The organism is Actinoplanes cyaneus (assembly GCF_016862095.1).
Taxonomy (GTDB): domain Bacteria; phylum Actinomycetota; class Actinomycetes; order Mycobacteriales; family Micromonosporaceae; genus Actinoplanes; species Actinoplanes cyaneus.
The window spans coordinates 89,637-103,634 of the sequence record NZ_BOMH01000002.1 but is presented as its reverse complement, the minus strand read 5'-3'; the positions used below and the strand labels follow the sequence as shown (position 1 = coordinate 103,634).

Here is a 13,998-nt window from a genome sequence, read left to right as displayed (position 1 = left end):
CGAGCGCGCATCCTCCGCACGGCTCAGGCGCAAACCTGATCATCCATGGAAATCAAGCGATCTGTTTCCACCGGTCAAAGCCGTAGGTGGCCGGTCGCACGCAGCAGCGCCCGGGTGAACCGGGTGAGTTCGAGACCGGACAGCCGGGCCGGGGCGAACCAGTCCAGCTCGCTGATCTCCTCCCGGTCGGGCACAGGCGTTCCGGCGGCGACATCTGCCTCGTACACGGTGGTGACGTAGGCGGCCCGGTCGCCGTTGGGGTAGGTGACCTCGTAGTCAGGGCCGCCGAGCACGTCCAGCAGCCGCGGCCGGCCGATCTCGAGGCCGGTCTCCTCACGGATCTCACGCGCCGCGGCCTGCGCCGGGGACTCGCCGAGATCGACCGCGCCGCCGGGCACCGCCCAGCCCTCCCGATGACCGGCATGCCGCACGAGCAGGAGCCGTCCGTCGTCGCCGACGACGATGACCGAGACCGACGGCAGCAGGATCAGATCGTGCCCGATCATCGTCCGCAGCCGAGCCAGGTGCGACGAGATACCCACCAGCGCACCCTAGCCGGTGTCGCGTCGTCCGGCCGGGGCGCGAGCAGGGGCGCCGGACCTCACCCCGAAGACCACCCGTAGACCCCGCTTGCCGTACGCCGTCCGCGCCCCTGTCGCAGAACCCCACCCGTCGGGGGCGCGGCATGGCGATCGGGCACATGTGGGCGATCGCCACCCGCCCGTAAGGTGGCGCACATGTCCCGGGGACTTGCATATCTCGATCTCCTCGCACGTGAGGCCGCCCTGGTGGAGTTCGAGCGCCCGCTGATCGCCGCCCGGGCCGCCGGTGCGCCCGCTGCCGAGCTCGACGAGCTGGAGCAGGCGAAACTGCTCGCGTTGAAGACCCGTGCGCTGCTCGAGCGCCGGCGCCGCCGTGAGGAGGAGCTGTCCGCGCTCTACGACACCGCCGGTGACCTGGCCGGGCTGCGCGACGTCGACGCGGTGCTGCGGGCCATCGTGCACCGGGCACGGACGCTGCTCAACGCCGACGTGTCGTACATGACGCTGAACGACGCCGAGCGCGGTGACACGTACATGCGGGTCACCGACGGCTCGGTGGCGGCCAGTTTCCAGCGGCTGCGACTGCCGCCCGGCGCGGGGCTCGGTGGCCTGGTGGCGCAGACCGGGACGCCGTACGCGACCGCGAACTATCCCGCCGACGCCCGCTTCGCGCACACCAGCGACATCGACCACGGCGTCGGCGACGAGGGGCTGATCGCGATCCTGGGTGTGCCGATGCGGCTCGGCTCGGCGGTGATCGGCGTGCTGTTCGCCGCGAACCGGGCCGAGCGCCCGTTCGCCCGGGAGGAGGTGGCGCTGCTGCTGTCCCTGGCCGCGCACGCCGCCGTCGCGTTGGACACCGCGCGGCTGCTGACCGAGACGCAGACCGCGCTCGGCGAGCTGTCCGCGGCGAACGCGACGATCCAGGCGCACAGCGCGTCGGTGGAACGCGCCGCCGACGCCCACGACCGGATGACCGCCCTGGTCCTGCGCGGCGGGGGAGTCGACGACGTCGCGGCCGACATCGCCGGCGTGCTGCACGGCGCGCTGCTGGTGATCGACGCGCAAGGCCGGACGCTGGCGACCGCCCGGACGCCGGGCAGCTCGGCGCCGCTGCCGGAGCCGGACGAGACCACGGCCGGCGAGGCGGTCGCGGCGTCGCGAGGGGAGGGCCGGAGCGTACGCCGCAACGATCTGATCATCGCGGCGGTCGTGGCCGGCGCCGACAACCTGGGCGCGCTGGTCTTCCGCCCGGACACGCCCCTGGCCCCGGCCGACCAGCGGATCCTGGAACGCGCCGCCCAGGTGACCGCGCTGCTGCTGCTCTTCCGCCGCACCGTCGCGGAGGCCGAGGCGCAGGTCCGCGGCGACCTGCTCGACGACCTGATCAGCCGCGCGACGCGGGATCCGGACGCGGTGCGTGACCGGGCCGGCCGGCTCGGGCTGGACCTGGACGCGCCGTACGTGCTCGTCACCGCCGGCGACGACACCGGTGACGGCCTGCGGCACCGCGCGGTCTCCTGGGCCCGCAGCTTCGCCGCCGCCCGTCGTGGCCTGGCGATGGCCCGCGACGGGCGGATCACGCTGCTGCTGCCGGGGGAGGACCCGGCCGGGACCGCGCGGCAGGTCGCCAAGGAGCTCAGCCGGGCGCTGGGGCGGCCGGTCACCGCGGGTGGCGCCGGACCGGCGCGCGGGGCGGTCGCTGTCGCACCCGCGTACCGGGAGGCCGACCAGTGCCTCAGCGCGCTGATCACTCTCGGTCGCTCCGGCTCCGGGGCTGGCACGGAGGAGCTGGGGTACGTGGGCCTGCTGCTCGGCGAGCGCCGCGACGTCACCGGGTTCGTGCGGGGTGTTCTCGGGCCGGTGATCGACTACGACGCCCGCCGTGGCACCGCGCTGATCACCACCCTGGAGGTCTACTTCGACCAGGGCGGTGGCCTGGCGAAGGCGGCCGAGGCGCTGCACGTGCACGTCAACACGGTCACCCAGCGACTGGAGCGCGTCGCCCAGCTGCTCGGCGACGACTGGCAGCACCCGCGGCGGGTCCTGGATCTCCAGCTGGCCCTGCGCCTGAACCGGCTCTCCCTGGGGGCCGGGCACACCTAGCGCGAGCGTGATGTGTGGATCCCATCCATGGGCTTCGTGACGTGCGGGGACGTAGCGTCCCCGTAACCTACGTCACACCTTTGGAGAGGACGCACATGTCGACCACCGCACGTGCCCCGATCGTCAAGGTCGTCTTCGCTTCCCTGGTCGGTACCGCCGTGGAGTGGTACGACTTCTTCCTCTACGGATCCGCCGCCGCGCTCGTCTTCGGCGCCCTGTTCTTCCCGAAGTCGGATCCGGTCACCGGCACGCTGCTCGCGTTCGGCACGTACGCGCTCGGTTTCGTTGCGCGCCCGCTCGGCGGGGTGGTCTTCGGCCACTTCGGTGACCGGGTCGGCCGCAAGAAGATGCTGATCGTGTCGCTCATGATGATGGGGGTCGCGACGATCGCGATCGGACTTCTTCCCACGTACGCGTCGATCGGCGTTGCCGCCCCGATCCTGCTGCTCGTCTGCCGGCTCGCGCAGGGCTTCGCGGTCGGCGGCGAATGGGGCGGCGCGGTGCTGATGGCCGCCGAGCACGGTGACGACGCGCGCCGCGGCTTCTGGTCGTCGTGGCCGCAGGCCGGGGTCGCGCTCGGCAACCTGCTCGCCACCGGCGTGCTGTGGCTGCTCGCCCTCGTCCAGTCGGACGACGCGTTCAACTCGTGGGGCTGGCGCGTCCCGTTCCTGCTCAGCGCGGTGCTCGTGCTGGTCGGGCTCTGGGTGCGGCTCTCCGTCGAGGAGTCCCCGGTCTTCCTCCAGGCGCGCGCCAAGCTTTCGCCGAAAGAGCATCAGCCGCTGCTGGAGGTGATCAAGCGCTACCCGCGGGAGATCCTCCTCGCGATGGGCATGAGGCTGGCCGAGAACATCGGGTACTACCTGGTCACGGTCATCTCGATCACCTACCTGACGACGTTCGCCGGGACGAGCGCGGACAAGGGCAAGATCCTGACCGCGCTGCTGATCGGCTCGGCCGTTCAGTTCGTCCTCGTGCCGCTGCTCGGGGCGTGGTCGGACCGGATCGGGCGGCGCCCGCTCTACCTCGCCGGTGCGATCGGGATCGCCGCGTGGTCGTACGTCTTCTTCGACCTCGTCGGCAGCCGGTCGGAGCCGAAGATCATCCTGGCGGTGCTCGTCGGTCTCATCCTGCATTCGCTGATGTACGCGCCGCAGGCCGCGTTCTTCGCCGAACTGTTCGGCACGTCGGTGCGGTACACGGGCGCGTCCGTCGGCTACCAGCTCGCGTCGATCCTGGCCGGGGCGCTCGCGCCGATCATCGCGCTCAAGCTGCTCGGCGACGTGCGCCACCCGAACACGACGGCGGTCGCGATCTACATGACCGTGGCGTCGGTGCTGACCGTGGCCGCGGTGCTCGCCTCGCGGGAGACCGCCCGGTCGTCCCTGCACCACGACCGCGTGCCGACCGGCTCGGCGACCGATTCACCGGCCGGCTCTCCGGTGAACGAACCGGTCAGCTGAGCTTCGTGCCCGGCGCGTCGCGTCGCCGGGGCGGTGCGTACGGTCCCGGACCGTGCGCACCGTGCGGAGATCCTCTGCTCCAGCGCGGAAAGTCCTCAGCTCCTGGCGGAAAGCCCTCAGTTCCGGCGCGAGGCTGCCGAAGCAGCGGGCCGTGACGACGCCGTCGGAGTTGCCGCCCCGCCGCCGGGCTCCCGGGTGGGGGATTCTGCTCGCCGTGGGCGGGGCGCTGGTGGGTACGGCGGTCGCCGTCCGCCTCCTGGCGGAGCGGCGACCCGCCCCGTCACCGTCACCACGGCCTGATCTGCCACCGCCCGCCACCGTCCGGCCCGCGTCCGAGCGGCCGTCGGCATCCCGGTCGCTGTTCCGGATGGCCGTCGGCGCGACGCTCCTCGTCGTGGTTGCGGTGGCCGTCGTGGTGGCGACCCGGCCCACGAGCGGCGGGAACCGGCCCGGCGCCACCGGCGAGGCCCCGGCGGCCGGTCTGATGTCGCTCGCCGACTGCCAGGCCGCGGTCGCAGCCCGGACGAGCCTGCCCGAGGAGGAGACCTGCGGGTATCCGCGGCCGACCGGGATGAACCCGTTCGCTGCGGGGGAGGCGGCGGATCCGGGCGACCCGCGGTACGCCGGCGCGGTGCTTCCGGTCGAGCTGTCCGCGAGCGGCGCGCCCTGTGCCGCCGGGGCGGGGCGGCCGCTCCTGGGGACGGTGCGGCCGACGCTGACGGCGGCGTTCACGCCGGGAACGGGGCCGGGCCTGATCCTGTCGACCTTTCAGATCACCGGGCTCGACCACTTCACCGATCGGGATCTGACGGCGGACGGCAGCCGGGAGAGCATCGACGGGCGGCGGGCGAGCCTGTACCTGTGGCGTTACGGCGACCTGAGGCACGGGGAGTCGTACCGCTGGCGGGTGCGTGCCACGCCGTCCTGGGTCGCGGCCGACGGATGGTCGCCGTGGTGCGAATTCACCGTGGCCTGACCCCGAGCTGAGCTCACGATATTCGAGGTCCCACGCCTGATCGTTCTGCACCACGGCGATGACGTGGACCCGAAGGCGGTGCGGGAGTACCGCCTCGCAAGGTTCTCCGTCTCACGTGACGTCTACGTCGTCGCTGCGCTTCGCTGAAACGCCACCGGCGAGGTCGTCCGCCGGCAGCGGGACACCGGTCAGGGGTAGACGGTCAGCGTGGGCGCGACGGCGATGCTGACGAGCTGCTGCTCGGTGAGCCCGCCGCGGGCCAGCGCCGACACCATCGTCCCGTCGGCGTGCAGTGCGACCACTTCCACGGTGCCGGTCGAGGTGCGGATCAGCACCGGCCGGCCGTCGTGCTGCTCGACCCGGCAGGTCACCTGGAGGCACCGGCTCGCCCGCCAGGCGTCGAAGCCGGCCGCGGTCGTCTCGGATCCGCGCACCCGCACCTCGAGGTCGCCGCCGGCGACTCGGAACGCGGTGAAGTAGCCGTCCCCCGCGACGAGCTTCGCGATCTCGGCCGGCAGCGGTGGTGTGATCGTGGTGTCCGGGAGCTGGTCGGTCAGGACCGTGGTCAGCGCGTCGCCGAGGCGGCCGGCCCCGACGAGGCACGACTCGGTGACCGGCCGCAGCGGTGGCTTGCCGGTGAGCAGGCCGTCATCCAGCTGTGTGCTGATTCCGCAGGACGGCGGCTCCTCCGAGGCGACCGCCGGTGGGGGCGCCGCACCGGCGGTCGCCTCGGCGTGCCTGACCGGCTGCCGCGCCACCACGATGCCGCCGACCAGCACCGCGGCGAGGGCGGCGCCGGTGACTGCGTACAGGCGGTGGGTGCGCCGGCGTTCGCCGGACATCAGCCGGTCGACGTCGATGCTCGTGGGCGGCGGGTTGTCGGTGGCGGCCAGCATGGCCTGGGTCAGATCCACAGGGGGTCTCCCTCCTTGGGGCCGGCCCGCAGCGACTCCAGCGCTCGGGCGGCGTGACTGCCCGAATCCGCGAAGAACAGTCTGCAAACCATGCGGAACCTGCCTCGGCGGACTGACCGACAAAGCCAAACCTCGAGCCCGAAGCTCACGGATCGTCGGCCGGGTCGCCGCCCACGGTAGCGAGCGCACCGAGCCCCGGACCTTGGCCGAGATGCCGATGGCGTCAGGCCGGGCCCTGCCGCGATCCGCGCGCCCGGCAAGCCGTGACGGGCCGTCGCTGATGGCGCTGCTGTACTCGCTGGGCTCGGCGTTGTAGTCGTTCACCAGCAGGGTTGCGACGACCGCCTGATCCCGCCCCGTCCGGGTGCGGCCGTCAATGCCGTCAGAACCAGGTCAGATCCGGTCGAACGGTTCCGCGTACCGGAAACGGCCGGTCTGACCGTCGTACTGGCTGAGGGTCCTGACCTGGAAGTTTTCACCCCACGCGGGGTCCGGCGCGACAATCCCCACCGGCTGTGCCGCGACGAAGCCGAACCGGCCGTAGTAGGCCGGGTTGCCGAGCAGCCCGACCAGGGGTTCGCCGAGCGCGTCGGCCGCGCCGAGAACAGCGTGCATCAGGGCGGACCCCAGCCCGGCCCGCTGCCGGCTCGGGAGGACACTCAGCGGCCCCAGACCCAGGGCCGGCCGCTCGCCGACATGGGCCCGCGTCGCGACGACATGGCCGACGACCTGGTCGTTCTCGACCGCCACCAGCGACAGTTCATGGATCCAGCCGGCATCGTCGCGCAGCCACGAGACGAGCGTCGCCTCGCCCGGATCACCACCCGGCTCCACCGGCGGCGCGCTGTACGCGACACCACGGAACGCGGCCGCCGTAATCGTGCGGATCGCGTCGACATCGCCGGACCGCTCACGTCGAATAATCACCATCGAACCCTCGGACCTGCCCTGCCCGCCGTCAACGGATTTTGCCGGTTCGCCTAGTGCTGTCCTCAAGGTTCGCTGACGACCTGGAAGGTGAACGTTCCCCGGGAACCGCCGATGACCAGGACATCCCGACTCTGCCAGAGGCAGGAGGTGAGCTGCGCGTCGACGCGCATGGTGGCGATCGGCTCGCCGTCGCGCCAGACGAGCAACTCCCCGTTGCCGGAGACCGAGGAGAGCAGGCCGCTGTCCGGTGACACCGCGAGATCCCGGACCACACCGGTGTGCCCGGTGAGCATGGCAAGAGGGCGGCGATCGGGCACGCTCCACGACCGGATGGTCCGGTCGTCAGCCGCGAACAGTACGGTTCCGTCGAGGGAGGCGGCCAGCGCGCCCACCTCGAACGGCCCGTCGGCGAAGGTCCGTTGCGTCCCGTCGGCCGGGTGATACATCTGGATCCTGCTGCCGCCCGCCGCAAGCCAGGCCCGATCCGGCAAGTGCCTGCAGTAGGCCGAGACGGCCAGCGCGAGCACAATGCCGTTGTGCCGGACCAGCCGCCGGGCGACGGCTCCCGCGCTGACGTCGCAGATCAACACCACCCGGTGGTCGGCAACGGCAAACCAACTGCCGTCCGGCACGGCCGCGATGGGGTGGGCATACCCCAGCGTCGCGCAGATCGTGCTCAGCAGGCTGTGGTCCTGGACGTTCCAGACCTGCACGACATTGCTGATCGCGGTGGCCAGCCACGTCCCGTCTCCGGCGACGGCCAGCTTGCCGGCGCCGGCCGTGCGCAGGCTGCCGATCCGGGAACCTGATTCCGGCTCGACGAGGAGGACGTCGGACTGCACGGCCGCGATCGCTGGCTTCCGACGGGCGGACGCTCATCACGGCCAGCCTCGGTTGGAAGCCCGGCCTCAAGGTCGGGTTCGATGTTCGCGAGGGTCTGATCGTGATCGCGCCCGGTGCCTGGCCGAGTCGCTCCAGCGCGTCCAGGCCGTCGCGGGCGGTGTGCACCTCGAACCCGCCGGCATCGGTCAACATCTCCTTGATCGCCCGGCGCATCAGCGCCGAGTCGTCGACGACGAGGACCACCAAGGTGGCCAGCGCGCCGCCGCTCCGACGGACGGGTCGTGCCGGAGGCCTTTGCCGGACCTGCGGGCGATCGTCGAATCCCAGCGCTGTGGCAGTGGTATATGGCACCAGTAACACTCCGAAAAGGTCGTTGTGCAAGTGGACGTCTATGCCTTGCAGAAGTCGTGGGAAGCCCCGCACTGTTCGTGCGGGGCGCGTCGGCGCCTCGGGGAACGTCGAAGACCGGCGTCGGCGGGTGATGACGATGTTTGTGGACGTGGCAGTGCGCGCGGATCAGTCCACTGCAGCGAACAAGGCCCGGTAGGTGACGGCCTCGACCTTCTGCGACCGCGCGGCGCCACGGACCAGGTTCCCCAGCTCCATGAGGTAGTCCGCCATCTTGATGAGTTCCTCCGCGCTGGCGGCACGTCGCTGGTCCAGGCTCCTGAAAGCGAGGTTGGTCAGTACCGTGGCGGCCTCGGCGCCGACAGCTTCGGTGAGGGCACTGAGCATGTTCTTGCGGGCCGTCCGGTTGTAGTCGAATCGCGCAGTGGTCACGTGGGCTCCTTCACGTTCGTGGTCGAGGAATGGGCGGCTTTGCACCCGGTGGTGGGCACGCTTGTGGTGGCGGCGTCGGCAGGGCGCCGGCCGCGGTCGGTGGTGCAGGCGCTCTACCGGATCCTGCGGTTAGCGCGGACCCGCTGGCGGGTTTGGCCGACCGGCGATGTTGCGGTGCCGGTCCTTACGGTGGGGCTGACAGGTCAGGCGCCGGCTGCCGTGCTGGGACAGTCCCACCAGGAAAGTGGACCCGGGTCCGCTGTGCCAGGCCAGGATGATGGTGCCGTGGTGACGTACGACGTTTTATGCACTGGTCATGGGGCCTCCTTCGCGTTCGTGGCCGAGGAACGGGTGGCTTAGTGCCCGGTGGCGGGCATGCCTGTGGTGGCGGTGTCGGCAGGGTGCCGGCCGCGGTCGGTGATGCGGGCGCTACCGGGTCCTGCGGTCAGCGCTGGACCTGCCGGTCGGGTTCGACCGGACGTCGTTTCGGTGCTGGAGTGCTGACGAGGTCAGGCGTCGGCTGCTGGCAGCCGCACCACGAAGGTGGTCCCGGGTCCGGTGTGCTCGGCCAGGGTGATGGCGCCGTGGTGGCGTTCGACGATGGTGCGGGTGATGACCAGGCCGAGTCCTGTGCCGGGGATGCGTTTGCCCAGGGCGGTGGAGGCGCGGTAGAAGCGGCGGAACAGCCTCGGGCGTTCAGTGCGGGGGATGCCGATACCGGTGTCGGCGACGCTCCAGACGATCGTCCGGGCGGTGTCGTCCAGACCGGCGGTGATGGTGATCGTGCCGCCGGCGGGGGTGTACTTGATCGCGTTGGAGAGCAGGTTGTCGGCGACCTGACGCAGCCGGTTCGGGTCGGCGTGCAGGTCGAGGCGGTGGGGCAGCCGCACGGTCACGGTGAGCTGTTTGGCGGCGGCCGATGCGGTGCAGGCCTGCACGGCGTCGCCGATGATGGCGCACAAATCGGTGTCCACAGGGTCCGTGGCGAGGTTCCCGGATTCGAGGCTGGCCAGGTCGAGCAGGTCGTCGGCCATCACCGACAGTCGCTGCGAGCTGCGCGCGATGACATGCAGGTACTCGCGTTGCTGCTCGCTGGTGAGCTCGTCGAGTTCCTCGCCGAACATCGAGAGCGTGCTGGCGATGACCGCCAGCGGGTTGCGTAGCTCGTGCGTGACCATGGCCAGGAACTCGTCCTTGGTGCGGGCCAGTTCCACGGTGAGTTCCTCGGCGCGGCGACGTTCGAGGTACTGCCCGACGTGCGCGGCGAGACCACCGAGCAGCCCGAGCACGATGTCTTCGGGATCTTCGACCCGGTCGCCGTAGACGCACAGCGCACCGAGGGTGTTGCGGCCGGTGGACAGCGGCACCCCGACGGCGACGCGTAGCCCCACACGCGCGGCGCTCACGCTGCGCAGTGACACCCCGTCCGAGCCGAGATCCGGAATCCATCGCGGAACGCCGCCGGCGCAGACCCTGCCAGGCAGCCCGACGCCGGGTTCCAGCTCGGCGAGGGCGAAGTCACCCAGCCGCCAGCCGGGCCCGGTGTGGCGGGCCGCGCAGGTGAGCATCTGCCGCTGGTCGTCGACCAGCCACAGCTCGACCACGGGCCAGCCCATCTTCACGCCGAGGGCGTCGACCACCCGGTGCGCGGCGACGGTGCTGGAGTCGGCCTCGGCCAGCCCCAGGGCGAGGGCGGCCTCGACGTCGGCGAACCGGGCGGCCCGGCGCGCGGTGGTGATGTCGTGGGCGAAGGCGTGGAACATCCGCCCGCCGGGTTCCTCAGTGACGGTCAGGGTCAGCTCTATCGGGAACTCGTGACCGTCGCGGTGCAGGGCGCTGAGCTGCAACTGCTGTCCGAGACGGCAGCCGGGTGCACCGGCGGCAAGGCGGGCCAGGCCGGCGCGGTGCGCGTCACGAAATCCCGCGGGGATGATCAGGTCGGCGACGTCACGGTCGCAGGCTTGGGCGGCGGTATGGCCGAAAATCCGTTCGGCGGCGGGGTTCCATCCCTTTACCCGGCCGTCGGTGTCGATGGCGATGTAGGCCTGCAGGGCCACCGCGAGCACGGCCTGCGCCTGGCCAACCACGCCATCGACGTTATTGACTCTTTCCAATACTTTTTGTGCCATCGCGCACCCCAGGGGCCTCGGCTCGGTGGCCGCGCCATGCCCGGAAGGCGGTCGATCGACGCTGTCAAGCTCTAGCGTACTCCGACCGTACGATAAGCGGGCCCTCGACGGACACATGCGTGGGGCATCCCGTTACCGTCTGAACTGTATAAACAGCGCTCCGACGGAAGCGTTCGACGCGTTGTCCGAAAAAGGGGGCCTAAACGTTACATGCTCCGTAACGCGGCGTCACAGTGTGGTCGTGCCTAGTGCTCCGCCGATCTGCACGACCCTGCAGGTCGGTCGCCACCTGTCGTTGCGTGACAGCGCTGTCGGCATCGCGGCGCAGGGCGGCGGGGACCGTGGGCAGGCGTTGTTCGCGCACGGTGGGGTAAGCCCGGGCGCCGCCGAACGCGCGGAACCGCCCGGCGCCGCTGACGCAATGATCAGTGCGGCCGATCACGCCGCCGGTTCGGCGCTCGCGGCGGCGCGGTCGAGGGCCCGGTACACCGTCGGCCGGGAGACCTCGAACAACTCGGCCAGTTCGGCGATGGTGTGCTCGCCGGCGGCGTGCAGCTTGAGCAGGTGCGCCTGCCGGGTGGGGGACAGTTTCGGCACGCGACCCTTGAGCTTGCCCTTGGCTTTGGCGACGGCCATGCCTTCGCGGGTGCGCAGGCGCAGCAGGTCAACCTCGAACTCGGCGAAAGTCGCCAAGATGTTGAAGAACGTCTTGCCCATCGGGTCGGTCGGGTCGTAGATCATCGTGCCCAGCTGCAGCCGGACCCGGCGGGCCGCGAGCGAGTCAGCGATCTGCCGGGCGTCAGGCACGGATCGGGCCAACCGGTCGAGCTTGGGAACCACCAGGGTGTCGCCGGGCCGGACGGCGGCCACCGCTTGATCAAGTGCTGGCCGGGCGCGGTTGGTGCCGGAGTAGCCGCGGTCGAGGTAGATCTGATCGGTACTCACGCCGAGGTCCAGCAGGATCTGCCGGTTCGCTTCGAGGTCCTGCGCGACGGTGGAACAGCGGGCGTACCCGATCAGCGCGGCGGTCACCCAGCAAGCGTAACGGATGACCCCCGCTCACCGGACAAATCTCCGGACACCTCATTTGAGACGCGCAAGGCGCCGGCCGATGCCATCGGTGAGTCGTGACGCCCGGCGTCCGTTGAACGTTCCCCTATCGCTGCCGGGTCGGTCGGTGAGGACAAGACGGTGTGGCACTGCTCGCTGTCGGTCCGGCAGGACGAGCGGCCGATCCCGGACGCAGAGTGGACGCCGGTGCAGGCGTGGGCCGACGACGCGACCGCGTTGCACCGGGCCAACCACACCCGCGTCCGCCCAAGGCTTCGGGGCTGTACCACGGACAACGGTGTTTCTGGCCCGATTCGCCGGATTTGAGACCGTGGGATGGGCACTGAGTAATGACTTCGAGGATCGTTGAGTCCACGGAAGAAGCCCCGGGGGCGAGAGCCGAAGGCTGTCGCCGGAGCAGACCGCGGCGGCCGCGATGGTGGCCGAGGCGCGGCAGCGCGGGTTGGAGTTGACCTCGGTCCGGTTTCCTTGGCAGGCCCACGACCCCATCGTCGTCCCGAACCTCGGCGATTGCGGGTTGGTTCGCTCAGGCCCGGTCCGTGCCGGGCCCGGGGCGCACCGGGCAGATGGGCTCACCAGCGGCGCGCGTGCCGAGGGGATTGACCGGTCAGCCGGTGGGTGCGCTGGTGGGCAGGCGTATCACGAAGGTGGTGCCTGGGCCCGCATGTTCGCCCAGGGTGATGGTGCCGCGGTGGCGTTCGACGATGGTGCGGATGATGACCAGGCCGAGACCGCAGCCGGGGATGCGTTTGTTCAGGGCGGTGGAGGCGCGGTAGAAGCGGCGGAACAGCCGGGGCCGTTCGGCGCGGGGGATGCCGATACCGGTGTCGGCGACCGTCCAGACGATCTTCTGACCGGTGTCGTCGAGGCCGGCGGTGACGGTGATCGTGCCACCGGCCGGGGTGTACTTGATGGCGTTGGACAGCAGGTTGTCAGCGACCTGACGCAGCCGGGACGGGTCGGCGTGCAGATCCAGGCGGTCGGGCAGATGGGCGGTCATGGTGAGCTGCTTCGCGGCGACCGGGGTGGTGTTCGTGTGGACGGCTTCGGTGATGATGGCGCACAGGTCGGTGTCGACCAGGTCGACGGCCAGGTGCCCGGATTCCAGGCTGGCCAGGTCGAGGAGGTCTTCGGCCATCACCGACAGCCGCTGGGAGCTGCGGGCGATGACGCGCAGGTATTGGCGTTGCTGCTCACCGGTGAGGTCGTCGAGTTCCTCGCCGAACAGCGAGACGGTGCTGGCGATCACCGCCAGCGGGTTGCGGAGTTCGTGCGTGACCATGGCGAGGAATTCGTCTTTGGTGCGGGCCAGTTCCACGGTGAGTTCTTCGGCCCGGCGGCGTTCGAGGTACTGCCCGACGTGCGCGGCCAACCCGCTGAGCAGCCCGAGCACGGTGTCCTCGGGGTCCTCGACGCGGTCGCCGTACACACACAACGCGCCCAGGGTGTGCCGGCCGGTGGACAGCGGCACGCCGACGGCGACGTGCAGCCCGAGGCGGGCGGCGGCGACGCTGCGCAGCGACGCCCCGTCAGCCGACAGGTCAGGAATCCACCGCGCCGCGCCGTCGGCGCAGACCCGGCCGGGCAGCGCCACCCCGAACTCCAGGTCGCTGAGGGCGAAGTCACCCAGCCGCCGACCCGGTTCGGTGTGCCGGGCCGCGCAGGTCAGCAGCTGCCGGTCCTCGTCGACCAGCCACAGCTCCACGACCGCCCAGCCCATCTTCACGCCCAGGGCGTCAACCACCCGCCGCGCGGCGACCGTGCTGGAGTCGGCCTCGGCCATTCCCAGGGCGATGGCGGCTTCGATGTCGGCAAACCGGGCGGCCCGGCGCGCGGTGGTGACGTCGTGGGCGAAGGCATGGAACATCCGCCCACCCGGTTCCTCGGTGACGGTCAGGGCAAGCTCGATCGGGAACTCGTGGCCGTCGCGGTGCAACGCGCTCAGCTGCATCTGCTGCCCCAGCCGCCGCCCGGGGCCACCGACGACGAGGCGGGCCAGGCCGGCGCGGTGCGCGTCACGCAACCGGGCCGGGACGATCAGATCGGCGACATCGCGTTTACAGGCTTGCGCGGGGGTATAGCCGAAAATCCGCTCGGCGGCGGGGTTCCAGCCCTTCACCCGGCCGTCGGTGTCGATGGCGATATACGCCTGCAGCGCCACCGCGAGCACGGCCTGCGCCTGCCCCACCACACCGGCGGTCTCATTGACCTTCTCGGATGCGTCGTGCGTCATCACACACCCCCAGC

General features: G+C 71.1%; 11 protein-coding genes. 3 read left to right on the top strand and 8 right to left on the bottom strand.

Going from position 1 to position 13,998, the window contains the following annotated elements:
- Positions 1-74: 74 nt before the first annotated feature.
- On the bottom strand, positions 75-542 hold the full coding sequence (locus tag Acy02nite_RS01430; protein ID WP_203737793.1) for an NUDIX domain-containing protein: 468 nt from the start codon (positions 540-542) through the stop codon (positions 75-77).
- Between the two features lie 195 nt (positions 543-737).
- On the opposite strand from Acy02nite_RS01430, the gene Acy02nite_RS01425 reads away from it, so the two are divergent.
- The 3 genes from Acy02nite_RS01425 (at position 738) to Acy02nite_RS01415 (ending at position 5,084) form a co-directional block, all read left to right on the top strand.
- Positions 738-2,648 carry a helix-turn-helix domain-containing protein gene (locus Acy02nite_RS01425; RefSeq protein ID WP_203737791.1) on the top strand — a complete coding sequence of 637 codons (1,911 nt, stop codon included), beginning with the start codon at positions 738-740 and terminating at the stop codon, positions 2,646-2,648.
- A 95-nt stretch (positions 2,649-2,743) separates the two neighbouring features.
- Positions 2,744-4,108 (top strand): MFS transporter, encoded by a 1,365-nt coding sequence (locus tag Acy02nite_RS01420; protein WP_239174047.1) that lies wholly within the window; start codon positions 2,744-2,746, stop codon positions 4,106-4,108.
- A 151-nt stretch (positions 4,109-4,259) separates the two neighbouring features.
- Positions 4,260-5,084: a hypothetical protein gene (locus Acy02nite_RS01415; RefSeq protein ID WP_203737789.1), complete on the top strand. Its 825-nt coding sequence runs from the start codon at positions 4,260-4,262 to the stop codon at positions 5,082-5,084.
- A 188-nt stretch (positions 5,085-5,272) separates the two neighbouring features.
- Here the strand turns inward: Acy02nite_RS01415 and Acy02nite_RS01410 are convergent, their stop codons facing one another.
- The 7 genes from Acy02nite_RS01410 to Acy02nite_RS01380 all read right to left on the bottom strand — a co-directional run bounded on the left by Acy02nite_RS01410 (position 5,273) and on the right by Acy02nite_RS01380 (position 13,984).
- Positions 5,273-5,998 carry a hypothetical protein gene (locus tag Acy02nite_RS01410; RefSeq protein ID WP_203737787.1) on the bottom strand — a complete coding sequence of 242 codons (726 nt, stop codon included), beginning with the start codon at positions 5,996-5,998 and terminating at the stop codon, positions 5,273-5,275.
- A 393-nt stretch (positions 5,999-6,391) separates the two neighbouring features.
- The gene (locus Acy02nite_RS01405) at positions 6,392-6,928 is read right to left on the bottom strand and encodes a GNAT family N-acetyltransferase (protein ID WP_239174045.1); all 537 of its coding nucleotides are present in this window, start codon (positions 6,926-6,928) and stop codon (positions 6,392-6,394) included.
- A 62-nt stretch (positions 6,929-6,990) separates the two neighbouring features.
- Positions 6,991-7,770 (bottom strand): WD40 repeat domain-containing protein, encoded by a 780-nt coding sequence (locus tag Acy02nite_RS01400; protein WP_203737784.1) that lies wholly within the window; start codon positions 7,768-7,770, stop codon positions 6,991-6,993.
- A gap of 517 nt (positions 7,771-8,287) precedes the next feature.
- Positions 8,288-8,551: a hypothetical protein gene (locus Acy02nite_RS01395; RefSeq protein WP_203737782.1), complete on the bottom strand. Its 264-nt coding sequence runs from the start codon at positions 8,549-8,551 to the stop codon at positions 8,288-8,290.
- Between the two features lie 509 nt (positions 8,552-9,060).
- Positions 9,061-10,638: a sensor histidine kinase gene (locus tag Acy02nite_RS01390; protein WP_203737780.1), complete on the bottom strand. Its 1,578-nt coding sequence runs from the start codon at positions 10,636-10,638 to the stop codon at positions 9,061-9,063.
- 480 nt (positions 10,639-11,118) lie between these two features.
- A complete protein-coding gene (locus tag Acy02nite_RS01385) occupies positions 11,119-11,712 on the bottom strand; it encodes a recombinase family protein (RefSeq protein WP_203737777.1) in 594 nt (197 codons plus the stop codon).
- A 646-nt stretch (positions 11,713-12,358) separates the two neighbouring features.
- Positions 12,359-13,984, bottom strand: a complete 1,626-nt coding sequence (locus tag Acy02nite_RS01380; protein WP_203737775.1) for a sensor histidine kinase — start codon at positions 13,982-13,984, stop codon at positions 12,359-12,361.
- Positions 13,985-13,998 lie beyond the last annotated feature (14 nt).

Bases quoted from the DNA above. Each gene is read 5' to 3' on its own strand.
- Acy02nite_RS01425 (WP_203737791.1), top strand. From the start codon at position 738: ATGTCCCGGGGACTTGCATATCTCGATCTCCTCGCACGTGAGGCCGCC.
- Acy02nite_RS01420 (WP_239174047.1), top strand. From the start codon at position 2,744: ATGTCGACCACCGCACGTGCCCCGATCGTCAAGGTCGTCTTCGCTTCC.
- Acy02nite_RS01405 (WP_239174045.1), bottom strand. From the start codon at position 6,928: ATGGTGATTATTCGACGTGAGCGGTCCGGCGATGTCGACGCGATCCGC.
- Acy02nite_RS01380 (WP_203737775.1), bottom strand. From the start codon at position 13,984: ATGACGCACGACGCATCCGAGAAGGTCAATGAGACCGCCGGTGTGGTG.